The sequence below is a fragment of the Leisingera sp. ANG-M6 genome, assembly GCF_000813905.1.
Lineage (GTDB): Bacteria > Pseudomonadota > Alphaproteobacteria > Rhodobacterales > Rhodobacteraceae > Leisingera.
The window spans coordinates 17,740-42,339 of record NZ_JWLG01000025.1 but is presented as its reverse complement, the minus strand read 5'-3'; the positions used below and the strand labels follow the sequence as shown (position 1 = coordinate 42,339).

The 24,600-nt window shown below is 64.7% G+C and carries 20 protein-coding genes; 11 read left to right on the top strand and 9 right to left on the bottom strand.

The genetic code is table 11. The annotated features are described in order from the left end of the window. Positions 1-25: 25 nt before the first annotated feature. Positions 26-1,534 (bottom strand): FMN-binding glutamate synthase family protein, encoded by a 1,509-nt coding sequence (locus tag RA24_RS19675; RefSeq protein WP_039148390.1) that lies wholly within the window; start codon positions 1,532-1,534, stop codon positions 26-28. Positions 1,535-1,830: 296 nt separating this feature from the next. Between RA24_RS19675 and RA24_RS19670 the strand changes: the two genes are divergently transcribed. The 5 genes from RA24_RS19670 to RA24_RS19650 all read left to right on the top strand — a co-directional run bounded on the left by RA24_RS19670 (position 1,831) and on the right by RA24_RS19650 (position 8,146). Then, positions 1,831-3,558, top strand: coding sequence for a sensor histidine kinase (locus RA24_RS19670; protein ID WP_039193762.1), 1,728 nt, complete (start codon positions 1,831-1,833; stop codon positions 3,556-3,558). Beyond that, positions 3,555-4,892, top strand: coding sequence for a sigma-54-dependent transcriptional regulator (locus tag RA24_RS19665; RefSeq protein ID WP_039193759.1), 1,338 nt, complete (start codon positions 3,555-3,557; stop codon positions 4,890-4,892). Before RA24_RS19670 ends, RA24_RS19665 begins: the two co-directional genes overlap by 4 nt. Before the next feature lie 125 nt (positions 4,893-5,017). Further along, complete coding sequence (locus tag RA24_RS19660) at positions 5,018-6,028, top strand: C4-dicarboxylate TRAP transporter substrate-binding protein (RefSeq protein ID WP_039193756.1); 1,011 nt, start codon at positions 5,018-5,020, stop codon at positions 6,026-6,028. Positions 6,029-6,100: 72 nt separating this feature from the next. Continuing rightward, positions 6,101-6,733 carry a TRAP transporter small permease subunit gene (locus RA24_RS19655; RefSeq protein ID WP_039193754.1) on the top strand — a complete coding sequence of 211 codons (633 nt, stop codon included), beginning with the start codon at positions 6,101-6,103 and terminating at the stop codon, positions 6,731-6,733. Positions 6,734-6,745: 12 nt separating this feature from the next. Continuing rightward, positions 6,746-8,146 carry a TRAP transporter large permease gene (locus RA24_RS19650; RefSeq protein WP_039193751.1) on the top strand — a complete coding sequence of 467 codons (1,401 nt, stop codon included), beginning with the start codon at positions 6,746-6,748 and terminating at the stop codon, positions 8,144-8,146. A gap of 54 nt (positions 8,147-8,200) precedes the next feature. Here the strand turns inward: RA24_RS19650 and RA24_RS19645 are convergent, their stop codons facing one another. The 8 genes from RA24_RS19645 to RA24_RS19610 form a co-directional block, all read right to left on the bottom strand. Continuing rightward, positions 8,201-9,748 (bottom strand): sensor histidine kinase, encoded by a 1,548-nt coding sequence (locus tag RA24_RS19645; protein WP_039193747.1) that lies wholly within the window; start codon positions 9,746-9,748, stop codon positions 8,201-8,203. Further along, the gene (locus RA24_RS19640) at positions 9,733-10,428 is read right to left on the bottom strand and encodes a response regulator transcription factor (RefSeq protein ID WP_039193744.1); all 696 of its coding nucleotides are present in this window, start codon (positions 10,426-10,428) and stop codon (positions 9,733-9,735) included. Before RA24_RS19640 ends, RA24_RS19645 begins: the two co-directional genes overlap by 16 nt. Before the next feature lie 13 nt (positions 10,429-10,441). Next, complete coding sequence (locus RA24_RS19635) at positions 10,442-11,968, bottom strand: DUF4153 domain-containing protein (protein ID WP_039193741.1); 1,527 nt, start codon at positions 11,966-11,968, stop codon at positions 10,442-10,444. 248 nt (positions 11,969-12,216) lie between these two features. Beyond that, positions 12,217-12,888: a TetR/AcrR family transcriptional regulator gene (locus RA24_RS19630; RefSeq protein WP_019294613.1), complete on the bottom strand. Its 672-nt coding sequence runs from the start codon at positions 12,886-12,888 to the stop codon at positions 12,217-12,219. Position 12,889: 1 nt separating this feature from the next. After that, positions 12,890-14,446: a trimethylamine methyltransferase family protein gene (locus RA24_RS19625; protein ID WP_019294612.1), complete on the bottom strand. Its 1,557-nt coding sequence runs from the start codon at positions 14,444-14,446 to the stop codon at positions 12,890-12,892. Positions 14,447-14,450: 4 nt separating this feature from the next. After that, positions 14,451-16,856 (bottom strand): GcvT family protein, encoded by a 2,406-nt coding sequence (locus RA24_RS19620; protein WP_039193739.1) that lies wholly within the window; start codon positions 16,854-16,856, stop codon positions 14,451-14,453. Between the two features lie 136 nt (positions 16,857-16,992). Next, positions 16,993-17,979: a pyridoxamine 5'-phosphate oxidase family protein gene (locus RA24_RS19615; RefSeq protein ID WP_082020405.1), complete on the bottom strand. Its 987-nt coding sequence runs from the start codon at positions 17,977-17,979 to the stop codon at positions 16,993-16,995. Between the two features lie 59 nt (positions 17,980-18,038). Further along, positions 18,039-18,659, bottom strand: a complete 621-nt coding sequence (locus tag RA24_RS19610; protein WP_039148419.1) for a glutathione S-transferase family protein — start codon at positions 18,657-18,659, stop codon at positions 18,039-18,041. 141 nt (positions 18,660-18,800) lie between these two features. On the opposite strand from RA24_RS19610, the gene RA24_RS19605 reads away from it, so the two are divergent. The 6 genes from RA24_RS19605 to RA24_RS19580 all read left to right on the top strand — a co-directional run bounded on the left by RA24_RS19605 (position 18,801) and on the right by RA24_RS19580 (position 24,549). After that, on the top strand, positions 18,801-19,697 hold the full coding sequence (locus tag RA24_RS19605; RefSeq protein ID WP_039193736.1) for a LysR family transcriptional regulator: 897 nt from the start codon (positions 18,801-18,803) through the stop codon (positions 19,695-19,697). Between the two features lie 306 nt (positions 19,698-20,003). After that, on the top strand, positions 20,004-21,140 hold the full coding sequence (locus tag RA24_RS19600; protein WP_039193734.1) for an ABC transporter substrate-binding protein: 1,137 nt from the start codon (positions 20,004-20,006) through the stop codon (positions 21,138-21,140). Between the two features lie 68 nt (positions 21,141-21,208). Further along, entirely contained in the window at positions 21,209-22,129 is a 921-nt protein-coding gene (locus tag RA24_RS19595) for a branched-chain amino acid ABC transporter permease (RefSeq protein WP_019294606.1), read from the top strand. Continuing rightward, a complete protein-coding gene (locus RA24_RS19590; protein ID WP_019294605.1) occupies positions 22,126-23,115 on the top strand; it encodes a branched-chain amino acid ABC transporter permease in 990 nt (329 codons plus the stop codon). The genes RA24_RS19595 and RA24_RS19590 overlap by 4 nt, the downstream gene beginning before the upstream one ends. Beyond that, positions 23,108-23,863 (top strand): ABC transporter ATP-binding protein, encoded by a 756-nt coding sequence (locus RA24_RS19585; RefSeq protein WP_019294604.1) that lies wholly within the window; start codon positions 23,108-23,110, stop codon positions 23,861-23,863. Before RA24_RS19590 ends, RA24_RS19585 begins: the two co-directional genes overlap by 8 nt. Next, on the top strand, positions 23,860-24,549 hold the full coding sequence (locus RA24_RS19580; RefSeq protein WP_039193732.1) for an ABC transporter ATP-binding protein: 690 nt from the start codon (positions 23,860-23,862) through the stop codon (positions 24,547-24,549). Before RA24_RS19585 ends, RA24_RS19580 begins: the two co-directional genes overlap by 4 nt. Positions 24,550-24,600: the final 51 nt, after the last annotated feature.

Here is a 24,600-nt window from a genome sequence, read left to right as displayed (position 1 = left end):
CCTTTAATTTTTCAGGCGGGGCGGGTTACTGCGCGGCGTGCTGCTGGGCCTGTTCCGGGTAAAGCTCCGCCATCGAGACCGAGCGGCCGCTGTCCTGCACGATCCGCGCGTGGTAGCGGCGCAAGAGCCGCGGTTCGGTGACGCCGCAGCTGTGGGCGAGGATGGTCACCTCCTTGAGCATGTTCTTGGCATAAGAGGCGACCCGTTCCGCCTTGTCGGCGGGGTCGAGGCCGAACTGCAGTTTGGGATTATGGGTGGTGATGCCGGTGGGGCAGGTGTTCTTGTTGCACTGCAGCGCCTGGATGCAGCCGAGCGCAAACATGAAGCCGCGCGCCGAATTGACGAAATCGGCCCCGGCGCAGAAGGCCCAGGCGACCTCCGAGGGGTTGATCAGCTTGCCGCTGGCGCAGACCTTGATGCGCTGTCGCAGGCCGTAGCGGGTCAGCACATCCACCGCCTTGGGCAGGCTTTCGCGCAGGGGCATGCCCATGTTGTCGATCAGGCTCATCGGGGCGGCGCCGGTGCCGCCGTCGGCGCTGTCGATGGTGATGAAATCCGGCGCGCTGGCCTCGCCGCGGGAGAGGATCTCCTGGCAGAGGCCATCAAGGAAGCCGTGGGCGCCGAGCACCGCCTTGAACCCCACGGGCTTGCCCGTGACCTCGCGCACATAGGCGATCATGTCTAGGAGTTCGCCCACGTTGGACGCCTCCGGGTGGCGGTTGGGACTGATCGCGTCCTCGCCCGGCGTCAGCCCGCGGATAGCCGCGATTTCCTCAGTCACCTTGGCGCCGGGGAGGATGCCGCCCTTGCCGGGCTTGGCGCCCTGGCTGAGTTTCAATTCGAACATGCGGACGGTTTCGTGGGCGGCGACGGCGCGGAGTTTCTCCTCGTCAAAGCCGCCTTCGGGCTTGCGGACGCCGAACTTGCCGGTGCCGATTTGGAAGACGATGTCGCAGCCGCCCTCCAGGTGGTAGGGCGACAGCCCGCCCTCGCCGGTGTTGAGCCAGATGCCCGCCTTCTTGGCGCCGCGCGACAGGGCGCGGACGGCCGGAACCGAGATGGCGCCGTAGCTCATGCCGGAGATGTTGAAGATCGACGAGGTGGTATAGGGCGTGCGCGCGTGGGGGCCGATGGTGACTTCGGCAGGCGGAGTTGTGCCGTGTTCCAGGTCCGGAAACGGCGCGTTGGCGAAATAGACGGTTCCCGCCGGGCGCAGGTCGCGGGTGGAGCCGAAGGCGACGGTGGAATCCACATTCTTGGCGGCGCGGTAGACCCAGGAGCGTTCAGCGCGGTTGAACGGCATCTCCTCGCGGTCGAGGGCAAAGAAATACTGCCGGAAGAATTCGCCCAGATGCTCGAACAAATAGCGGAAGCGGGCGATTACCGGGTAATTGCGGCGCAGGGTGCTGGCGGTCTGGGTCTTGTCGTGGATGTAGATTGCAATCACCCACAACAGGCCTGCACCCAGGGCGAAGATGAAGGCATAAGACAGGATTTCGAGCAGCGCCAGGACGGTGCTGGATATCTGGGACATGGTTTCCTTCGCTCCTTTGAGGCCGGGCTTGGGCCCGGCTTTTGAAATTCAAGACTGCGCCATTGCGGCTGAAATTGCAGCCGCGGGGCGGTCACATCCTCGGGAGCCGCAGAAGCAGTGATCAGGATGCTGTCCCGGGACGCAACGTGCCGCCGCCCGGAAAGGTTCCGCCTGGCATTGATCTTGTTTCCGGAGTGTGCGGCAGGCGCGCAGAAGTTGTCCAGCCTTGAGAGCGGCTGGCGCCTGAGGTCCACTAATGTCTTGCCATGGCGCGTTTTTGCGGCCTATCGACGGGAATGCGCCTGATCCCGTTCCTGATATCCCTCGTGGTGACGATTGCCGTCGCGGTCGGCGTGTTCAGGGTTTCGAGCGTTTACTTCCAGTCGGAAGAGGTTTCGCAGGCCGAAGGGCCGCTGTCGCTTTATCAAAGCTCCGTTGTCGCTGAGCTGGAGCGGTTTTCCCATCTGACGCATGTGCTGGCGCGGGATGCCTCTGTCATAGGTGCCGCCGGCGGTGATGACACCGGCACGCTGAACCTGCGGCTGGAAGACTTCGCCGCCAAGGCGGGGCTGGATGCGATTTACCTGATGGACACGAACGGAGTTGCCATCGCGGCCTCCAATTTCCGCCAGCCCGGCAGTTTTGTCGGCCAGAGTTATGCGTTCCGCCCCTATTTTCAGCAGGCCCTGCAAGGCGGGCAGGGGCGGTTTTACGCCATTGGCACCACCACCGGCCTGCCGGGGTATTTCATCGCCGATGCAGTGCGGGGTCCGGATGGAACGCTGGCGGGTGTGATTGCGATCAAGATCGGCTTTCAGCCGCTGGAGCAGAGCTGGAGCGGATCTGGCGAGCAGGTATTGATGGCCAATGAGGACGGCGTTGTGCTGCTGGCCTCTGACCCCGCCTGGCGGTACCGGGTGATGGCGCCGCTGACGGCAGGGCAGCGGCAGCGTATCAAGGCGGCGCGGCAGTTTCCGGGCCAGGCGCTGGAACCGCTGGACTGGCAGGCGGGCGAGGGGCCGCGCGCGGTGATTTCCGGGCGGGAGCAGATCCACCTGACGGCACCGGTCCCGCCGCACGGCTGGACCCTGCATTACTTTGCCAGCGGCGACCGGGCGGTGGCGCGCAGCTGGCTGGTCACCTCGCTGGTTGGATTTGCCGCGGGCCTTGCACTGATCCTGTTCCAGGTGCAGCGGGCGCGCCGGATCAGCGCCGCGCTGGCGCGGTCCGAACAGGAAGAGGCGCAGCTGCGCCGGGCCAACGAACTGCTGGCAAGCGAGATCGAGGACCGCCGCACCGCGGAACGGCGGCTGAAGCGCACCCAGGATGAACTGGAGCGCGCCAGCCGCCTGGCAGCTCTGGGCAGGCTGGCCGCATCGGTGACGCATGAGCTGGGCCAGCCGATTGCCGCCATGCGGAACCATCTGGTTGCCGCGGAGATCGCTCCGGGCAATTCCGCGGCGCTGCCAGCCAGGATCGGAGCGCTGGTAGACCGGATGGAGGGGATCACCCGGCAGCTAAAGTTCTTTGCGACTCCGGATGCCGAGAGCCAAACCGCGGTTGACCTGAACGCTGCGATGCGTGCCTCTGCCGCCCTGGTTGCCCCCAATCTTGAGGAGGCGGGGGCAGAGCTGCGGCTGGATCTGTGCCCCGGCCCGGTCAGCGTGCAGGGCAGCCGCCTGCGGATCGAGCAGGTGATGACCAACCTGCTGCGCAATGCCATTGATGCCAGCGAGGACAGCGCGGCGCCGCTAATCATGGCCCGCACCGGCGCTGCGGAGGGCGAGGCCTGGTTTGACATCAAGGACAACGGCCATGGCCTGGGCGAAGCCACGCTGGCCGATCTGCAGGAGCCCTTTGTCACCACCCGCGAAAGCGGCCGGGGCATGGGCTTGGGCTTGGCGATCTCTGCCGGTATCGTGCAGGATCACGGCGGCACAATGACGGCCCGCAACAGGGACGCAGGCGGTGCGGTGTTCCGGGTCGCGTTTCCGGTCCGGCAAGCAGAGGAAGATCAGCCATGAGCAGTGCCCGGCCCTTCAGCATTCTGGTCATTGATGATGACAAGGCGATGCGCCAGTCGGTGGCGGAACTCCTGGAGGCTGCGGGCTGGCAGGTCACTGCGGCGGCACGGGCGGTGGCGGGGCAGGAGAGGCTGGCGGAGTTTCAGCCCGATGTCATCCTGTCGGATGTGCGGATGCCCGGCATGTCTGGGCTGGACCTGCTGGCCGCGCTGGATCCCGCCGCGCCACCGCTGGTGCTGATTTCCGCCCATGGCGACATTCCGATGGCCGTGAAGGCGATGCAGGACGGCGCCTACAGCTTTGTCGAAAAGCCCTATGAGCCGCGCCGTCTGCTAGCGATCCTGCGCCACGCGGCCGAACAGCACCGGATGCAGCAAAGCAACGCGCGGCTGAAGGCGCGGCTGTTTGCGCTGTCGGGGCTGGACCGGGTTCTGCTGGGGCAGACGGCACCGGTGGTGCAGCTGCGCCAGGACATCCTGGACCTTGCGGAGACCGGAACCACGGTTCTGATCGAGGGCGAGACTGGCACCGGCAAGGAGCTGGTCGCGCGTGCGCTGCATGATCTGGGGCCAAATGCCGATGCGCCGTTTCTGGCGCTGAACTGCGCTGCGCTGTCGCCCGCCACCTTTGAGGCTGACATGTTTGGCACCGATGGCGGGTCCGGCGGGCGGCTGCTGGCGGCCTCGGGCGGCACGCTGTTTCTGGATGAGGTCTGTTCTTGCCCCATGGAAGTGCAGGCCAAGCTGCTGCGGGTGATCGAGGATAAGCAGATCCTGCCCGCAGGCGGCCAGCTGCCGGTGCCGGTCAGCTTCCGCGTGGTATCTGCCACCAATGAGGACGTTGAATTGGCCGTGCAGGAGAACCGCCTGCGCAAGGATCTGCTGTTCCGCCTGAATACCATGGTGCTGACCCTGCCGCCGCTGCGCCAGCGCCGCGATGACCTGATGCTGCTGGCGGCGCATTTTCTGGCGCAGTTTGCGCAGCTTTACGAAACCGCCGTGCCCGATATCTCTCAGGACGATCTGACCGCGCTGCTGGCGCACGGCTGGCCGGGGAATGTGCGCGAGCTGCGCAGCGTTTGCGAGAGCCGGGTTCTGGCGGCGCGCCGCGGCGGTGGCAGCATGGCGCAAGCCATCCGCATGGATCAGCCCCCGGACGATGTGCCGGACACCCTGCGCGAGGCGGTAGCCGCGTTTGAGCGCGAACTGATCGGCAAGGCGGTGAAAGCCCACGAGGGCCGCATGGATGCAGCGGCTGAGGCGCTGGGGATCGGCCGCCGCACGCTGAACGAAAAGATTGTCAAACTGGGCCTCGACAAGGACGCCCTTCTGTAGCCCGTGCACCTTGCGGAAATCCGCAGGGCGGCCCGCAAATGCCGCGCGGTTTCCTTCATAGGCAGGCGGCCCGCCGTCCCGGATACTCCCCCAATCATATCCGCATGTTTCTGGGAGGAGCACTGATGCGCACTTATCTCAAGGGGGCCGCGCTGGCCGCCCTCACCGCCGCCTTTGGCACCGAAGCCCTGGCCACCGAATGGAACGTCTCCTTGTGGGGCAAGCGCCGGGCCTTTACCGAGCACGTCGAGAAGCTGGCCGAACTGGTCTCTGAGAAAACCGGCGGCGAGTTCACCCTGAACATCAGCTATGGCGGGCTTTCGAAGAACAAGGAGAACCTCGACGGCATCTCCATCGGCGCCTTTGAAATGGCCCAGTTCTGCGCCGGCTACCACCGCGATAAGAACCCGACCATCACCGTGCTGGAGCTGCCGTTCCTGGGGGTGACATCGCTGGAGCAGGAAATCGCCGTCTCGCAAGCGGTCTACCAGCACCCCGCAGTGCAAAAGGATCTGGCCCGCTGGAACGCAACCCTGCTGATGCCTTCGCCGCTGCCGCAATACAATCTGATCGGCACCGGTGATGTGCCCGGCACGCTGAAGGACTTTGAAGGGCTGACCGTGCGCGCAACCGGCGGTATCGGCAAGGCGATGGAAGCGGTCGGCGCGGTCCCGACCTCGATGTCGGCCACCGAGGTGCGCCAGGCAATGGACAGCGGCATCGTCAAGGCGGTGGCCTTTGCACCGCACGCGCATATGTCCTTTGGCACCATCGAAAACGGCACCTGGTGGACCACCAACCTGAACCCCGGCACGGTGAACTGCCCGGTGGTGGTGAACACCGATGCGCTGGACAGCCTGTCCGATGAGCACCGCGAAGCGCTGCTGGGTTCGGTGGATGAGGCGCTGGCCCATTACGTGGACTTTTACAAGTTCAACTCGCTGGACACCTGGGAACCTGCGCTGGATGCCGCCCGGATTGAGCTGGTGACCTTCCCGGATGCGGAAATCGCTGCCTTCAAGGAGGCCGCTGCGGCACCTGCGGCCCAGGCGTGGATCGAGGAAAACGCCGCCCGCGGCCTGCCTGCGCAGGAACTCTACGACCTGGTGACAGGCCTGATTGCCGAAGGCAATTAAGCCTGCCGCGCCCCGCAGCCGCGCGCTGCGGGGCCACTGCTTTTTCCCCTGAAAAACTGATGGAGTCCCGCCATGGCCGGCTCATCCCTCGTGCTGACAGACGGCAGCCGTCTCAGCGCGCTTGACCAGAAACTCTACCGTTTGGAAAAGCCCCTTGCCCTGCTCAGCGGCCTGGCGGTGTTTTCCCTGATGCTGCTTGCCGTTGGCTCCGTCGGCGGGCGCAATTTGTTTAACAGCCCGCTGCCGGGTTACGTCGACTGGATCGAGCAGGCGATGCCGCTGATTGCCTTCATGGGCATTTCGTTCACCCAGCGCGACGGCGGCCATATCCGCATGGACATTCTGGTGGGCGCGCTGAAGGGTAGGGCGCTGTATCTGGCCGAGTTGCTGACCACCGCCGCCGTGCTGATCCTGATGCTGCTGATGGTCTGGGGCAGCTGGGCGCATTTTCAGCGCAGTTTCGACTTTGCCGCGCCGTGGTGGAGCGCTGATAGCTCGATGGATATCTCGCTGCCGCTCTGGCCTGCGAAACTGCTGGCGCCGGTAGCGTTCAGCGTGCTGTGCCTGCGCCTTTCACTGCAGCTCTGGGCCTATGGCCGTGCTTTGCGCAGCGGCACGGACAGGCCCGTTGCCGTCCCGATGATTGCCGATGCCGCCACCCAGGCGGCGATGGAGGCGGATCACGTCTCCGGCCACGACAGCTGAGGAATTTCTGACATGGAACCGATTGAAATTGGGCTGATCGTTTCAGCCGGGCTGCTGGTGATGGTGATCCTGGGCATGCGGGTGGCCTTTGCCGCTGCTGCTGCCGGGATGATCGGCCTGATCTGGATTTTCTGGGCCAAGTTCGGCTATGACCCGGCGCGTTTTGGCAAGGCACTGACCATTGCCGTCAAGACCGCGGGGCAGGTGCCGCATTCCAAGGTGTCCAGCCAGGCGCTGAGCCTCATTCCGACTTTCATCCTGATTGGCTACCTCGCCTACTATGCGGGCCTCACCCGTGCGCTGTTCGAGGCCGCCAAGCGCTGGATGGCCTGGGTTCCGGGCGGGCTGGCGGTGTCCACTGTTTTTGCCACCGCGGGATTCGCCGCCGTGTCCGGTGCAAGCGTGGCGACCTCCGCCGTCTTCGCCCGCATCGCCATCCCGGAGATGCTCAAGATCGGCTATGACAAGCGCTTTGCCGCGGGTGTTGTTGCTGCTGGCGGCACCCTGGCGTCGCTGATCCCGCCCTCGGCCATTCTGGTGATTTACGCCATCATCGTTGAACAGGATGTGGGCAAGCTGTTGCTGGCAGGCTTCATTCCCGGTGCGTTTTCGGCAATGATCTATGGTCTCTTGATCGTTGGCATGGCGATGGTGATCAAGGACTTCGGGCCGCGCGTCACCGGTTTTACCTGGCGCCAGCGGTTTGCGGCCCTGCCGCCGGCGCTGCCGATCGTGTTTGTCGTCGTGACCATCATCTTCTTTGTCTACAACCCCTTTGGCGGCGACGCCTGGGGCACCCCGACCGAGGGCGGGGCAATCGGGGCGTTTGTGGTGTTCCTGATGGCCCTGCGCCACGGCATGCGCTGGCGGGAACTGAAGGATGCGCTCTTGGAGACCGCCAAGCTGAGCGTGATGATCTTCACCATCATATGGGGGGTGCTGATCTACGTGCGCTTCCTCGGCTTTGCCGACTTGCCAGGCGCATTTGCCGATTGGATCACCTCGCTGGAGATGTCGCCGATGCTGATCCTGATCTGCATTCTGCTGGCCTATGCAGTACTGGGGATGTTCATGGATGCAATCGGGATGTTGCTGCTGACGCTGCCGGTGGTCTACCCCGCGGTGATGGCACTGAATGGCGGTGAGGCGGTTTCCGCCGCGGACAGCACCTTTGGCATGTCCGGCCCGATGTGCGCGATCTGGTTCGGCATTCTGGTGGTCAAAATGGCTGAGTTCTGCCTGATCACCCCGCCCATCGGCCTCAACTGCTTTGTGGTGGCGGGCGTGCGCGATGACCTGAGCGTGCAGGACGTGTTCAAGGGGGTGACACCTTTCTTTATAGCCGATGCGGTGACCATTGCGCTGCTGGTGGCCTTCCCGGCGATTGTGCTGTGGCTGCCGGGGCAGGTCTGACACGTCTTTGATGCTGAGGAGCGGGCCGCCTGCTGCTGGGCGGCCCGGCTGATTTCAGCGGAAGGTCAGCCGGAAACAGGCGCCGCTGCTGGACGGGAAAACACTCAGCGTGCCGCCGAGGGCCTCTGCCGTTGCCTTGACGATGTTGAGCCCCATGCCGGTGCCGCCGCTGTCCCGCCGGGTGGTGAAGAAGGGCTGCAGGATCTTGTCCGCGTTGCCTGCGCTGATGCCGGGGCCGTCGTCTGTGATCTGAAGACAGGTGGCGGTGCCGTCCTGACAGGCGGTCAGCACGGCCTGTTTGGCGCCGTGTTGCTGTGCGTTTTCCAGAAGATGGGTGAGGATGATCTGCAGGGTGCGCGCCGCGACCGGAAGCGGCAGGGTGCCGTTCTGCACCTTGACCGCAAGGGCCGGGAAGGTCTGCGAGATCTGCGCATGGATTTCGTTCAGGCAGCAGCTTCCTGCCATCGCGCTCTGATCCGCCAGGCTGAAGGCGCGCATGTTGGCCAGCAGGTCCTCCATCCGCTTGCCGCCCTTGTCCACGGTGTCGAGCAGCCGGTGTTTCTGGGCCGGTGGCAGATCGTCGTCGCGCAGCAGTTCTGCAGCGCCTTTCAAGGCGGTGAGCGGCGATTTCAACTCATGCGTCACATGGGCTGTATAGGTCTTCAGCGCGTCCTGCTTGCTTTGCAGGCGGCCGGTCAGAGACTGGAAGCTGCGGCTCAGGTCCTCGATCTCGCGGGTGCCAAGCTGGTCCGGCGGCTCCCACGTCTGGCTGCCGTGGCCCGCCAGCTGGCTGCGCTGGATCAGCAGCTGGATCGGACGGGTGATGAAGCGCCAGAACACATAGCCGATGAGCATAGTGGACAGGGCAACAAATCCCGCGGCCTTGGCAAGGTTGAAGCGCTCGCCATAGAGAAAGCGGAAGATGTGGTTCGGGGTGCGGCTGAGGTAGACCGCGCCGATCAGGGTCTGGTCCGCAAAGACCGGCATCGCCACGAACACGCGCACGCGGGCGCCGCGGCTGAGAGTGTAAAGCGCGGGCGGCGCGTCCTCGCGCAGGCGGGTGCGCGCAACAGAGACGGTTTCGCCTGCCAGCGCGCCCTGCACCTCCTCCACATGGCCCAGAAAGGTGCCGGTTTCAGCGGTGCCTGCAAAGACGTTGCCGCGGGCGTCAAGAAACCGGTAGCCGGCCAGCGTCTGCGCCTGTGCGGCATTGGCAATGCGGGTCAGCGGGGTTGCGATCTTCCGGTAAGGGGCGCCCGCAGGACCAGAGAGCGGTTTTGCGTCGGGGCGGGGCGGCAGGACGGTTTCGCTGTTGACGGACAGCGACGGAAACACCGCGTGCTCGCCGGAGACGGCGCGCCCGCGGGGCGGTTCGGTGCCCGCTGCGCCTGCATAAAGCTCGGCATAGGCCGCCGACATCACCGCGGCCTGAGTCAGCAGGCTTTCCTCGGTCTGCTGCACCAGCTGGCTGTCGTAGAAACGGAACAGGATCAGCCCGGCAAAGGGCAGGCACAGCACCAGCGCCAGCACCAGAAGCACCACCGCCCAGAGCCGCGGCCGCCATTTGCGGGTCAGCCCGTTGCGGTTCAGGCTGGGGTGCATGCGCCCATCCTGAGGCCGACGCCGTGGACGGTCACGATCCCCTCGGCGCAGCCGGCCTGCGCCAGCTTGGCGCGGATGTTGCGGATGTGGCTGTCGATGGTGCGGTCGGAGACATGGATGTTGTAGCCATACAGCGCATCCACCAGCTGCGCCCGCGACAGCACCCGGTCCGGGCGGGCCATCAGGGTTGCCAGCAGCCGGAACTCCGACCCGGTCAAGGACACTGGCACTGCGCCAAAGCGGCAGAGGTGGCGCTCCGCATTCAACTCCAGGCTGCCCTGCGCCAGCACCGCTTCGGGCTGTGCCGGGGCGGCGGGGGCGCTGCGTTTCAGGATCGCCTTGATCCGGGCCACCAGTTCGCGCGGGGAGAAGGGTTTGGTCAGGTAGTCGTCGGCGCCCAGCTCAAGCCCGACGATGCGGTCGATCTCGTCATCGCGGGCGGTGAGGAACAGGATCGGCACGTCGGAGGATTTGCGGATCTCGCGGCAGACCTCCAGCCCGTCCAGTTCCGGCAGCCCGATGTCCAGCACGATCAGGTCGGGGTTTTCCTCCCGGCTCGCGTTCAGCGCGGCGAGGCCGTCACTGGCAAAAAGCGTCTCAAAGCCTGCCTTTTCCACCGCGAAGCCGGTCACCTCAAGGATATCGGGATCGTCATCGACAACAAGAATGCGGGCTGGCATCAAATGGGGTCCTTCAATTTTGCCGCTGATAATAGGCTTGGATCCGCCACCTCCGAAAGCCCCATTCGCGCCAGTTGGTGATGGCGGTCTTGTAGAGGTCATAGTGCATTGCGCTGCCGCAGACCTGCTGTCCGGTTTCGGTTTCAAAGGCATGGACAGTGGGGTAGGCACCGGCACCGAGGCTGCAGATGTAGTATGTGTCCTGTTTCACCAGCGTACTGCCGTGGGTCAGGTTGTAGCGGGCGATGACCTCGGCGAAGTTCACGAAACCGCAGATGTAGAGGGTTCCTGCAAGGGCGGCAAAGCACCGGCGCAGCAGCCAGGCATTTCCGTGGCCGCGATGGATCTGCACCACGGTCAGCACCAGTCCCGCCAGCACCAGCGCCATCCAGATGAAGGCAGCAATCCGCAGGTAAGTCAGCGCATAGGCCCCGACATAATGATGCAGCCGGATGGCGGCGGTCAGCACCAGGAACATGTTCTGCGCCAGCCAGAGGTAGACCAGAGCGCGCAGGGTTCTGTCGGCGCCAGTCATGCTGCGCGTCACCAGCGTGAACACACCGGCCAGCAGTGCCGTCACCACCAGCGGATAGGATCCACGGTGGGCGTAAGAAGCATAGCTCATCCCTTCAGGCAGGGAGACGCCGCCGGTCAGGATGCCAAGATCCATCACCGTTTGGACCAGAAACAGCAGGTTGAACAGCACCAGCGAATTGCGCACCGAAACCGGGTTGATCAGAAAGGCGGCCCGGCTGGGGCCTGCCTTTTGCACGGAAACGGGCGGTGCTGCACTGCCCAGCCATGTCCCGCTGAGGTTGAGGCAGGGCCAAAGCAGCGCTGCCATCACGGTCCAGAACAGGAGCCGCAGCCAGAATTCCAGCTCGAACAGGCGGGCCGGATCCAGCTCTGCCAGAACCTCCTCCAGCACCGGGTTGGCGGCGGCCAGAAGCATCAGGAAAACCGCGCCCATGAGCAGCGGCAGCGCCATCGCTGCCGCCTGGCGGCGGGCGCCTGAGCTGAGGTCCGTGGCGGGCATGGCGCGGAATGCATCGCGCAGCAGCAGCGTGGCGCCGATGGTCGGCAAGCGCAGGGCGGTGCGCAGCGCCAGCCGTTCGCTGGCGGCCTGGCCGTAGACCGCCCAGACCACAAGGCAGACCAGACCGCCGAGGCTGAACAGAACCGACAGGAACTGCAGCTCAATGGCGGCGGGCAGATTGCTGAGCACAGCAAAACCTGCCGCACCGGCCCATTCCCGGGCTGTTGGCCGCCGCGGTTTCATCGCCATGACGGCAGCAGAGAGGATCAGCGCAAAAACCGCAACCGAGATGCCTGCGGGCTGTTCCCAGAACAGCCAGTCGGCAACTGCAACCAGGGCCGCCAGAAGCGGTATCGCATGGCGGATCCGTAAAGCGGCGATGAGCGGCCCGCCGTCCCGCGGGCGGCGGTGCGGAGCCTGCGGCGGCCCGTCCGCCGTTTCCAGCCACCACCCATCCAGCCTGATGCTGTCGGGCACCCCGTGAATAACCAGTTCCTGCCTCATGTCCTGTCTCCTGCTCTCAAATCTCTTTGCCAGGCAGGATGAGGCCCGCGCTTGCAGCTTTGGCGTGCTGTCTCCGCAGGTTTCAGGGGGCTTTTGTGCAGATTTCGTGCAGGGATGAAGTGTCCGCTGCTTGCCTTTGAAGGGAGAGATTCCGCGGGCTTCCCCAGGGTATGCCTCTGCAGTTTTCGGCTGCGGGTGCAGCGGGCCGCCTTCTCGGCGCCGTCGCGGCAGGCCGAGACGTGCTGCAGTCAGCGGTCCATCTTTTGTTCCGCAAAGGCCCGGGCCGCGGCCACCGCCTGCTGGTCCGGTTCAGCCCCGGTGAAGCCCAGCAGGTAGCCTTCCAGCCGGGCGGTGCGGGCCTGCATAGGCTCGCGCACTTCCAGTGCGTGGTAGCCGCATTGCATGAAGTAAAGGATCCGGGCGCGGGCCTCAGCTTCATAGGCGGAGTAGTCGTGGCGTTCGAACATCGCCGTCACCGCAGCCAGCCGCTGCGCATCCGCCGCGTCGATCCGGTTGCGCACCTTGCCGTCGCGGCGCGACCATTCGCGCACCGCAAAATCCAGGGAAGCGTCGAACAGGTCCGGGTCGACAAAACAGCGGAAGAAATTGCAGACCGCCCAGGAGATATTGGCGGCGGGCAGGTCGCAATGGTCGAGGATGGGCGCGGTGTTGCGCGCCTCCCAGTCGTCCAGCAGCGCCTCCAGAAGGTGTTTGCGGCTCTTGAAGTACCAGTAGAAACTGGAGCGCGATACGCCGAGCCGTTCGCCGATCGCCAGCACCTTGACCCCGGCCACCCCTTCGCTGACCAGCAGGTCGCGGGCCACGTTCAGCCAGTCCTCCGGCGTGACCTTCACATGGCCGCTGAGGGGTTCCTTCTCGGGGTTGTCCCGGTGCAGCACCGGGGCGGCGCGTCTGGCCATGTCAGCTCTCCGGCGGGGCGCCGCCTTCTGCGGTGCGCTTGGCGATGAAGGCTTGCAGCGCTTCAGCGCGGGTTTCGTCCGTCACAGGCCGGGTATCATGGGCGAGGATCTCCTTCCAGACCCGGGTGGCACGCTGGCTGGCGTCCAGACTGCCGCGTTCGGTCCAGGTGCCGAAATTGGCATAATCATGCACCACGGGTTCGTAGAATTCCGTACTGTAGCGCTCCATGGTCTGGGGCGCGGCAAAGAAATGCCCCTGCGGCTCCACCTGTGTCAGGGCGCTGGCGTAGCCGATTTCGTCTGTCCCGGCCTGGGCGCCTGCGCAAAGTTCGGCAATCATGTTCAGGACTTCGGCGTCGGTGACCAGTTTTTCGTAGGAGACGGACAGCCCGCCCTCCAGCCAGCCGGCCGAGTGAATGATCACGGTGGCGCCGGCCATCAGGCAACCCCAGAGCCCCATCTGGTTTTCATTGGCCGCCTGCACGTCGTTGCAGTTTGACGCGGACCCGGCGGCAGAGCGCCAGGGCAGACCAAGGTGCCGCGCCAGCTGGCCTGCGGCCAGGGAGGCTTGGAAATGCGCGGGCGTGCCGAATGCAGGCGCGCCGGATTTCATGTCCACGTTGGAGGTGAAAGTGCCATAACAGACCGGCGCGCCGGGATTAGCCAGTTGGGTGAGAGTGAGCGCGGCCAGCACCTCCGCATGGCTGAGGGTGATCGCGCCCGCGACGGTGATCGGTGCCATTGCACCCATCAGGGTGAAGGGCGTGATGATCGAGACCTGCCCGTGGTGTGCAAAGTCGATGAGGCCTTGCGCCATCGGAATGTCCAGCGTGCGCGGGCTGTTGGTGTTGATGATGGTGTAGCATCGCGGCTCCGACTGGAACTCCGCGTCAGACAACCCGCGGAAGTCGCGGATCATCTCGAAGCAGTCCATCACCTGCGGCGTGCCGCGTGAGAAGATGAAGGGGAACTTGTCGGTCCGGGTCATCTGCGCCTCAGTGGTGAAGTAATGGCGCAGATGGATGGGGACGTCCTGCGGTTCCACCTGGGGGGAGATCATGTGGAAGACGTCGAAGTGATGGGTAAGCTGCAGGTATTCCAGGTAATCCCGGGCTGAGCCGGGGCGGCGGCCGCGTTCCAGATCGGTGGCATTTGGCGCGCCTGCCCCTGCCTGGAACACCAGGCTGCCCAGCTCCAGCGTGATATCGCGCTCCCGTGCGCCCGCCCGGCAGGTGATTGAGCGGGGGGCAGTGGCCAGCGCCGCCTCCACCATGTCGCGGCCGATATAGACCATTTCGCTGTCTTCATCGACGCGGGCGCCGCCTTTGGCATAGACTTTGCGCGCCTCCGGCAGCAAAACCTTCATGCCCAGTTCCTCGAGCATCTTCAGCGCGGTTTCATGCATGTCCGCGATCTGATGCGCCGGGAAGACCTCTATTTGCGGGAAGGGGTTTCTTAGCTGGCGGTAGTTTGTGGTGCGTTGCGGGGCAGGGGCGGTGTCGCCCCCGCGTCCCCGCCGTCTGCGCCCGCGTTGGTTGCCTTCATTCTCAAAGGTCATCGGATCAGCCTCTCATCGCTTTGCCGGAGGGGTCGTAGGGGGAGGGGGCAATCACGCGCGCAGGGCGTTCCTGCCCCACGATATGCACGGTCAGTTCCGTTCCTTCGGCGGCTGCGTTGCGGTCCACCATCGCCATGGCGAGCGACTTGCCCGTGGTGTGGCCATAGCCGCCGGAGGTGACAAAGCCGACGCGGGTTCCGCTCTGCCAGACGGGTTCATAGCCGCTGGCGTCTGCATCCGTGGCGTCCACCTCAAGGGTCACAACAACCTGACCCGGGCCGCCCGCGTCGCGTTCCTTCATCGTGGCGGCGCGGCCGATGAAGTCCTTGTTCCAGTCAATCCAGCGGTCCATGCCGGTCTGCGCTGCGGTGTAGCCTTGGGTGAACTCCGCGCTCCAGATGCCGAAGCTTTTTTCCAGTCGCAGGCTCAGGAGCGCGTTGAAGCCGACTTCGCGGAGGCCAAGGTCTGCACCGGCCTCCAGCAGGGTTTCGCGCAGGGTGATGTGCTCGGCAGCGGAGCAGTGGAGTTCATAGCCCAGTTCACCTGCAACCGAGAGGCGGCCCACCTTGAGGCGCAGCATGCCGATGTCGAAGGTGCCGCAGCCCATGAAGGGCAGGTCAGCGATGGGGCCGTCGGTTAGCTTTTCCAGCACCTTGCGGCTGTTGGGACCTGACAGGCTGAATCCGGTAATCGCATCGGTCACGTCGCGCACCGCGACACCCTCATCCATGTGATCCTGGAACCAGCGCATGTGCCATTCGCGCAGGTAGTAGCTGCCCATAATCCACCAGGTGCCATCCCCCCAGTTAAAGACCGTGAGGTCGCCCTTGAGGCGGCCCTCGGGCGACAGCATCGGCGCCAGCTTGGCGCGGCCGGGTTTGGGCAGTTTCGACGCCATGAGGCGGTCGAGCCAGGCCTCGGCGCCGGCGCCCGTGACCTCGAACCGGGAGAAGGTGGAGATGTCCAGAAGCCCCACGGCCTCGCGCACTGCCTTGCATTCCTCTGCGACGATGCCAAAGGCGTTGGAGCGTTTCAGGGTCGGGGTTTCGGTGAAGTCTTGCGACGGGGCGAAGTAAAGCGGGATCTCCAGCCCGTAACTGGCGCTCCAGCGGCAGCCAGCGGCTGTCATGCCGTCATAGGCGGGGGCCTTTTTCAGCGGACGGCCTGCGGGCAGCTGCTCATTCGGATAGGTCATCACGAAGCGGCGGGTGTAGAACTGGCCGGTGGTTTCCTTGATGAAACGCTTGTTCTGCGCATAGTCGCCGAAACGCGCCACATCCATGCCGAACACATCCGCCTCCGGCTCGCCGTGGATCATCCATTCGGCCAGCGACTTGCCGACGCCGCCGCCCTGCAGGAAACCGGCCATCACGCCGCAGGCGCACCAGTAGCCGGGCTTGCCGCGCACCGGGCCCACCAGCGGGTTGCCGTCGGGGGCAAAGGTGAAGGCGCCGTTGACCCAGGTTTTGACCCCGGTGGTTTGCAGCGCCGGGTAGCGTTCGAACCCCAGTGTCAGTTCGCGCTCAATCCGGTCGGGGTCTTCCTGCTGCAGTTCGAAGCCGTATTCCCAGGGCGCGCCGTCCATCATCCAATGCTGGTGGTCGATCTCGTAGATGCCGAGCAGAATGCCTTTCTGATCCTGCCGCATGTAGGTGAAGCCTTCGAGGTCGACGGTCATCGGCACCTCGAAATCGAGCTGTTCCAGCGCGGGGATGGTGTCGGAGATCAGATAGTGGTGGTTGAGCGGTGAGACCGGCAGTTCTATGCCAGCCATCCGGCCCACCTGCTTGGCCCAGAGGCCCGCGGCGTTGACCACATGTTCGGCGTGGATGGTGCCCTTTTCGGTCACGACCTGCCAGCCGCCCTCCACCTGATGCAGCTCCAGCACCCGGTTGTGCTCGATCACCTCGGCGCCGCGTTTCTTTGCCGCTCCGGCATAGGCGTGCACGGTGCCGGTGGTGTCGACATAACCCTCGCGGTCGGCCCACATGCCGCCGAGGATGCCCTCGGTGGACATGATCGGACACAGTTCGCCTGCCTCCTGCGGTGTGATCAGGCGGCAGTCGTCGATGCCGATCGACTGGAAGGTGCGGTAGGCCGATTGCAGCCATTCCCAGCGGTCCGGGGTGCCCGCCAGCGTCATGCCGCCGGTCATATGCATGCCGACGGACTGGCCGGATTCCTGTTCGATCTCGGACAGGAGGTCGATGGTATAGGCCTGCAGCGAGGCGATGTTGGGATCTGCGTTCAGCGCGTGGAAGCCGCCCGCCGCGTGCCAGCTGGACCCTGCTGTCAGCACCGAGCGTTCGATCAGGCAGACATCACTCCAGCCGAATTTCGCCAGGTGGTAGAGGACAGAGGTGCCGACAACACCGCCCCCAATGACAACGGCACGATAGTGCGACTTCATGGCTTTGCTCCCTGTCTGCCGTCACCGGGCAGGCGGGGATCTCCCCCGAATCCGCCCTTTGGACATTTCTGTCCAATTCATCGACGATCCTGGACAGTCTTGTCCAGAGAAAATTTCAGGGTCTCACGCGAGGATGCTATTTGGCGGGTGTGCCGCTACTGACCTGGGTTTCCGCCCAGGTGCCGGTGCGCAGGGTTTGAGCGGCAAACCTTCCCGGGCCGGTTCGCCAGGGCAGGGCGGCTTCCAGCCACAATCCCTTGTGAAGGGTAAAGCGCCAGCCGCGCTGTGCGCGTTCAAAGGCGGTCACGTCCGGATGGTCTTCTTCCAGCAGCTCCACCGTGCCGGTCAGCAGCAGAAGGCTGCCGGTCTCGAAGTCCGGGAAGGCCAGGCCGGCGCGCGGGTTCAGCAGGAAATTTCCCAGCGTGTTGAAGTGGTTGTTGCCGCGAAAATCCGGGATGGTGAGGGTATTGCCCGCCACCCGGACAAAGCCGGGCCGCCCGCCGCGGTGGGAGACATCGACACCCTCGCGATCCGGGTTCGCGGCGGCGGGGATGTGGCTGGCGACAAAGAATGTGTCGGCCTGGGCGATCAGCGCGCTGTGCTCCGGCCGCAGGTCTGTAAAGGCCTGCGGGGGCGCGGCGGGCACGTCATCAGCGGGGATCAGATCGCGCTCCTGGATATATTGCGGGCAGTTGCCAAAGGACTGGTCCACCCGCAGGGTGAAACCTTCCGGGCCTGCTGAAACAATCCGCCCGTTCAGCCGGTTGCGGCGGCGGCTGTGCAGCTCAATCCCCAATAGCCCCAGCGGTGCGCCCTCGCGGATGGCGGCCTGGACCGGGTCCCCCGCAGTTCCATTCAGCGTTACTCGCAGGTGCTCCGGGTCGGGCGAGACGGCAAATCCGGGGGCACCGCTGAGCAGGCTGGCCCAGGGCCAGCCGTCCGCGTCCACTGCACCGGCGGCGAGGAACGGCAGCTGGGCGAAGAACTCCCGATGCTCCTCAGGCATGAAGGGGCGGATCATCCGGCGGCCCAGGGTTTCTGCCATGTCGCGCTTGCCCGCGCGGCGCTGCATTTCCTGTTCGCCTGCGTGGAAGGGTGAGGGGCTGTCTGCGTCATGGGGCATTGGAGCCTCCTTTAGCTGGAGCGGTGCGGCGGCGGCCCGGTGGACCGCCGCCGGCGGGATCAGGCAGCCAGCCCAACCTTGGTTGCGGGCATCGGCTTGAAGCCTTTCAAAGCTTCGATGTTTGCCAGCAGGGCGCGGACGTTGGGGTAAGGCTCCAGCGAGATGCCGCCCTCCGGCGCGTGGGCGATGTAGGAGTATGCTGCCACGTCAGCGATGGTGGGGGTGTCGCCGACCAGGAAGCTGCGGCCCTCCATATGGGCGTCGATCTTGCCCAGCACACGGGCCGCAACGGTTGCGCAGAAGTCTGCATCCAGCGGCGCATTGAAGACGTTGATCAGCCGCGCCGCCGCCGGGCCAAAGGCAATCTCGCCTGCCGCAAGGGTCAGAAACTTCTGCACCTCGGCCTCTTGGACCGGATCGGAGGGCAGCCAGGACGGCGCGTATTTGCGGGCGAGGTAGACCAGGATGGCGTTGGAATCGCTGATGACGGTTTCACCGTCCTCGATCACCGGCACCTGGCCTGCGGGGTTCAGCGCCAGGAAGGGCGGCTGTTTGTGCTCGCCAGCGGCGAGGTCGACGTTCACAACCTCATGGGCGAGGCCGGTGAGGCTGGCAAACAGCTCCACCCGGTGGGCGTGGCCGGAGAGGGGAAAGCTGTGGATGCGGATCTGATGTGCCATGTCTGGGGTCCTTTGCTGCGGCAGGGGCCGCTGGTTTCTGAAGACACCCGGTAGATACACCGTGCCTAGCATGGCGATAATATTCCAATTCATGGAATGATTATGTATATATCGTTCATAACTGATGCCGGAGGCCCTGGGATGGACAAGCTGGACTGCATGCGCGCCTTTGCCGCCGTGGCGGCGCAAAGCTCCTTTACTTCCGGCGCACGGCAGCTGGGGATCAGCACCAAGCTGGCCAGCAAGTATGTCGCCCGGCTGGAGGAGCAGCTGGGCGCGCAGCTGCTCAATCGCACCACCCGCAAGGTGACGCTGACCGATACCGGGCGGGCCTATCTGGAGCGGTGCCTGCCTTTGCTGGATCAATTCGACGAGCTGGAGGACGTGGTGCAGCTGCGCCAGCAGGAGCTGGCAGGCCCGATCCGCATCACCGCGCCTACTGGTTTCGGCAGCCGGGAACTGGTGGAGGCACTGCAGCCGTTCCAGCAGGCGCACCCCAAGGTGTTGGTGGAGCTGGTGCTGTCCGACCGGCATCTGCCGATGCTGGAGGAGGGGGTGGATCTGGCTGTGCGTTTTGGCGCCCTGAAGGATTCGACGCTGGTCGCCCGCAAGCTGTGCGGCATGCGGCTGGTGGTGGTGGCCTCGCCCGGCTATCTGGCCACGCATGGCGAACCGGCCGAGCCGGAGGCGCTGGCCACCCACAATTGCCTGCTGCAGATGACCTCGCCGCAGCCCGATGCCTGGGTCTTTGGCCAGGGTGCTGCGCAACGGACCGTCACCGTCAGCGGCAGCTTCCGCGCCAACTCCCCCCGGGCGGTGGCGCATATGGCCGCCAGCGGGCTCGGCATTGCCCGCTGCCCGCATTACACCGCGCTGCCGTTCCTGCGCGACGGCAGGCTGCAAGTGCTTTTCGAACAACAGGAAACTGACCCGGCAACGCTTTACGCCGTTTATCCCTCCAGCCGCCACCTGACGGTGCGGATCCGGGCACTGATTGATCATCTGGCAGGTTGCTTCGGACAAGGCTTTTCAGCCTGAGAACCTGCTGCTTCTTTCTGGTGACCAGTACCCCGGGGAGCGCGAGGGGCCGGCCCCTCGCATCTGCAGCAAGGCCATTATCATGCAGTTGCAGCAATTCGGGCAACAATATTGCCCTATATATTTTATGCTTGAAATATATATTCAAGCCTGCGTAGGCTGATCCCGAGGGCTGGCGCAAGATCAGCCGCGACGATGCCGGCTGTGGCGGGTCTTGGCTTCTGCCGGGGCGGCGTTAAAGTCGCAAGCATTTGATCAAGAACCCAGGCCCCCAAGGGCCGGTCATATTCTGGGAGGAAAGACGTAATGAAGACCATTCGGATGCTTGCAATGGCGGCTGCGATTCCGGCGCTGGCTGTTGCAGCCCAGGCGGATACCAAGATCGGTATGATCACCACATTGTCCGGCGGCGGCGCCGGGCTGGGCGTGGATGTACGCGACGGTTTCATGCTGGCGATCGAACAGGATGGCCGCGAGGGTGTCGAGGTGGTGATTGAGGACGATCAGCGCAAGCCCGACGTGGCGGTGCAGATCGCCGACCGGATGATACAGTCCGAGAAGGTGGACATCCTGACCGGCATCATCTGGTCGAACCTTGCGATGGCGGTGGTGCCTGCGGCAACCGCGCAGAACGTGTTCTACCTGTCGCCGAACGCCGGCCCCTCGGCGCTGGCGGGCAAGCGCTGCCATCCGAATTACTTCAACGTCGCCTGGCAGAACGACAACCTGCACGAGGCCGCGGGCGCCTATGCCAACGAGGCAGGGCTGAAGAACAGCTTCATCCTGGCGCCGAACTACCCGGCGGGGCAGGACGCTCTGACCGGCTACAAGCGGATGTATGGCGGCGAACTGGCGGGTGAGATCTACACCAAGCTGGGTCAGACCGATTATGCCGCCGAAATCGCGCAGATCCGGGCGTCCGGAGCCGACTCGGTCTATTTCTTCCTGCCCGGCGGCATGGGGATTTCCTTCCTCAAGCAATATGCGGGCAGCGGCGTGGACCTGCCGGTGGTGGGACCGGCGTTCTCCTTTGACCAGGGCATCCTGCAGGCGGTGGGCGACGCGGCGCTGGGGGTGAAGAACACCTCGCAGTGGAACAAGGACATCGACAATGAGGCCAACGCTGAATTTGTTGTGTCCTTCCAGGAGAAATACGACCGCCTGCCGTCGCTTTATGCTAGCCAGGGCTTTGACACTGCCAACCTGATCCTGAGCGCGCTGGACAAGGCGGAGGTGTCTGATCAGGACAGCTTCCGAGCGGCGCTGAAAGCGGCGGAGTTCGCATCGGTTCGCGGTGATTTCAAATTCGGCGACAACCACCACCCGATCCAGGACATCTATGTGCGTGAGGTGATCAAGGAAGGCGACGTCTTCACCAACAAGATCATCGCCACCGGCCTGAGCGATCACGCCGACGCCTACGCGGCCGAGTGCAAGATGTAAGACCTGACCCGGACGGGGGCGCCTGAGGTGCCCCCGCACACGGCAAGACTTCCCCTTCGGAAAATCAAATGACGTATATTCTAGTTCTGGAGCAGATCCTGAATGGGCTCCAGCTCGGGATGATGCTGTTTCTAATGGCAGCCGGGCTGACGCTGGTGTTCGGGGTGATGGGGCTGATCAACCTGGCCCATGGCTCGCTCTATATGGTTGGCGCCTTTGCCGCCGCGGCAGTGGCGGGCTGGACCGGATCGTTCCTGCTGGCGCTGATTGCAAGCCTGGCCGCCGCCGCGGCGGCCGGCGCGCTGATGGAGCTGGTGGTGATCCGGCGCCTCTACCGGCGCGACCATCTGGACCAGGTGCTGGCGACCTTTGCGCTGATCCTGATTTTCTCTGAGGGCACACGCTGGCTGTTCGGTTCTTTCCCGCTGTTCCTGGACGTGCCGTCCTACCTGTCGGGGCCGGTGAGCCTGCCGGGGGGTATTCAATATCCGCTGTACCGGCTGACGATCATCTTGATCGGCTTGGCCATTGCCGCCGGGCTGTTCCTGCTGATTGCGCGCACGCGCATCGGCATCCAGATCCGGGCGGGCGAGGCCGACCGGGAGATGATTGCCGCGCTTGGCGTTGATATTTCCAAGCTCTACACGCTGGTATTTGCGCTCGGCGCGGCGCTGGCCGGGCTGGCAGGCGCGCTGGTCGGCGCGATCCAGTCGGTGCAGGTCGGCATGGGCGAGCCGGTGCTGATCCTGGCCTTTGTGGTGATCGTGATCGGCGGCATCGGCTCCATCAAAGGCGCGTTGGCCGGGGCGCTTCTGGTGGGGATGACCGATACGCTGGGCGGTGTGTTCCTGCCGCAGCTGTTTGCAGTCTTCATGGACCCGGCCAGTGCGGCCTCTGCCGGGGCGTCGCTGGCCTCGATGCTGATCTATATCCTGATGGCGGCGATCCTCTTGGTGCGCCCCTCTGGCCTTTATGGAGGGAGCGCATGATGCTGACGCGCGAGAGCCTGCTCAATTGGGCGATGATTGCGGCGCTGCTGGTCGTGCCGCTGGCCGCCTGGAGCCTGGATGAGCCGTTCATCATTACGCTGGCGACCAAGGCCGCGATCCTGGCGCTGGCCGGGGTTGGGCTGAACATTGCCCTAGGGCTTGGCGGGCTGATCAGCCTGGGCCATGCGGCGTTTTTCGGAATCGGCGGCTATGCCATGGGCATTCTGGCCGCCCATGCCCAGAACTATGAGCCGCTGTTTGAGTGGCCGTTCCTGTTTGAGGGCAGCAACCAGATGCCGCTGATCTGGCTGGTGGCGGTAGTGTTCAGCGCGCTTGCGGCGCTGGTGATCGGCGCGCTGTCTTTGCGCACTTCGGGCGTATATTTCATCATGATCACCCTCGCCTTCGGGCAGATGCTCTATTACTTCGCAATCAGCTGGAGTGCCTATGGCGGCGAGGACGGGCTGTCGATCTGGGTGCGGAATGAATTCCCAGGTCTCAACACCCTGGATCCGATCCAGTTCTTTGCCATTGCCTATGTCATCCTCTGCCTGGCGCTGGTTTTCGCGGCGCGGCTGGCGCGCTCACCCTTCGGGCTGGCTCTGGCGGCGGCGCGGCAGAATGAGGACCGGGTGCAGGCGGTGGGCCTCACACCGTTCGTCTTACGGCTGACGGCCTTTGTGATTTCCGGCGCCATCACCGGGCTGGCGGGGGCGCTGTTTGCCGATTTGAACCGGTTCGTCAGCCCGACCATGCTCAGCTGGCACACCAGCGGCGAGATCATGATCTTTGTGATCCTCGGCGGGGTCGGGCGGCTTTACGGTCCGGTTGCCGGTGCCGCGCTTTATATTCTGCTGGAGCATCTTCTGGGCGGGATCAGCGATTACTGGCAGATTTTCCTAGGCGTGCTTCTGCTGCTCATCGTGCTCTTTGCCCGCGGCGGGTTGATTGGAGCGCTGGCTGGACGGGAGAAGGCACATGGCTGATGTGGTTCTGAAAACCGATAGGCTCAACAAGTGCTTTGGCGCGCTGAAAGCAAGCAGCGATGTTTCCCTGGACCTGCGGTCCGGAGAAATTCACGCGCTGATCGGGCCGAACGGGGCGGGCAAGTCCACTCTGATCAAGCAGATCGCGGGCAACCTAGTGCCGGACAGCGGCACGGTCGAGCTGCTGGGGCAGGATGTGACCGCGCTGGATACGGTGGCGCGGGCGCGGATGGGGCTGGGGCGGACGTTCCAGATCTCCGCACTGGCGATGGAATACACGGTGCTGCAAAACGCGGTGCTGGGCGCGCTTGGCGGGCGGGGCCGGGTCTTCCATTTTTTCCGCAATGTGATGAAGGACCCGGAACTGCTGGAGCAGGCGCGCGACGCGCTGGAGCGGGTCGGGCTGACGCAGGATGCCAACCGCCGTACCGCGGATCTGTCGCACGGCCAGCGCCGCCAGCTGGAGGTGGCGGTGGCGCTGACGCTGAAACCGAAGCTGTTTCTGATGGATGAGCCGATGGCGGGCCTGGGCACTGCCGGGTCCAAGGCGCTGACCGGGTTCCTGGATGGCTTGCGGCAAGAGGCTCCGATTCTGCTGGTGGAGCACGACATGGATGCGGTCTTTGCCCTGGCGGACCGGATCAGCGTGCTGGTCTACGGCCAGATCATCGCCACCGGCACCGCGGACGAGATCCGCGCCAATGCCGAGGTGCGCCGCGCCTATCTGGGAGAGGAGGATGCCGCATGAGCCTGCTGTTATTGCAAGGGGTTGAGGCCTCCTACGGACCGGCGCAGGCGCTGTTCGGCGTCAGCCTGGAGATCGGCGAGGGCGAGGTGGTGGCGCTGATGGGCCGCAACGGCATGGGCAAATCCACCACCATCAAGACGATTTGCGGGATGCTGGCGGCCTCCAAGGGGGAGCTGACGTTCGACGGCCACGACCTGCGCCAGCTGCCGTCGCACAAGATCGCCCGGCTGGGAGTTGGTCTGGTGCCGGAAGGCCGGCGCTGTTTCGCGCCGCTGACGGTGGAGGAGAACCTGATTGCCGCGGCCTGTCCCGGCCCTTGGGATATGGCCAAGGTGGCAGAGCTGTTTCCGCGGCTGGAGGAGCGCCGGACGCAGGCTGCCGGGTCGTTGTCGGGCGGGGAGCAGCAGATGCTGACCATTGGCCGCGCCCTGATGACCAATCCGCGGCTGCTGATCCTGGATGAGGCAACCGAAGGCTTGGCGCCGGTGGTGCGGCAAGAAATCTGGGCCGCCATTGCCCGGCTGAAGCGCGAGGCGGGTCTGTCGATCCTGGTGGTGGACAAGTCGCTGAAGGAGCTTTCCGCCGTCGCCGACCGCGCGGTTATACTGAACAAGGGCAGCAACGCCTGGGAAGGCCGGATAGGTGAGCTGCCTGCGGATATTGCGGACCGGTTCCTGGGGGTCTAGGTAAGCGGCATGTAATGAGACTTATGTTAAGTTAGATCCGTTTCCCCGCAT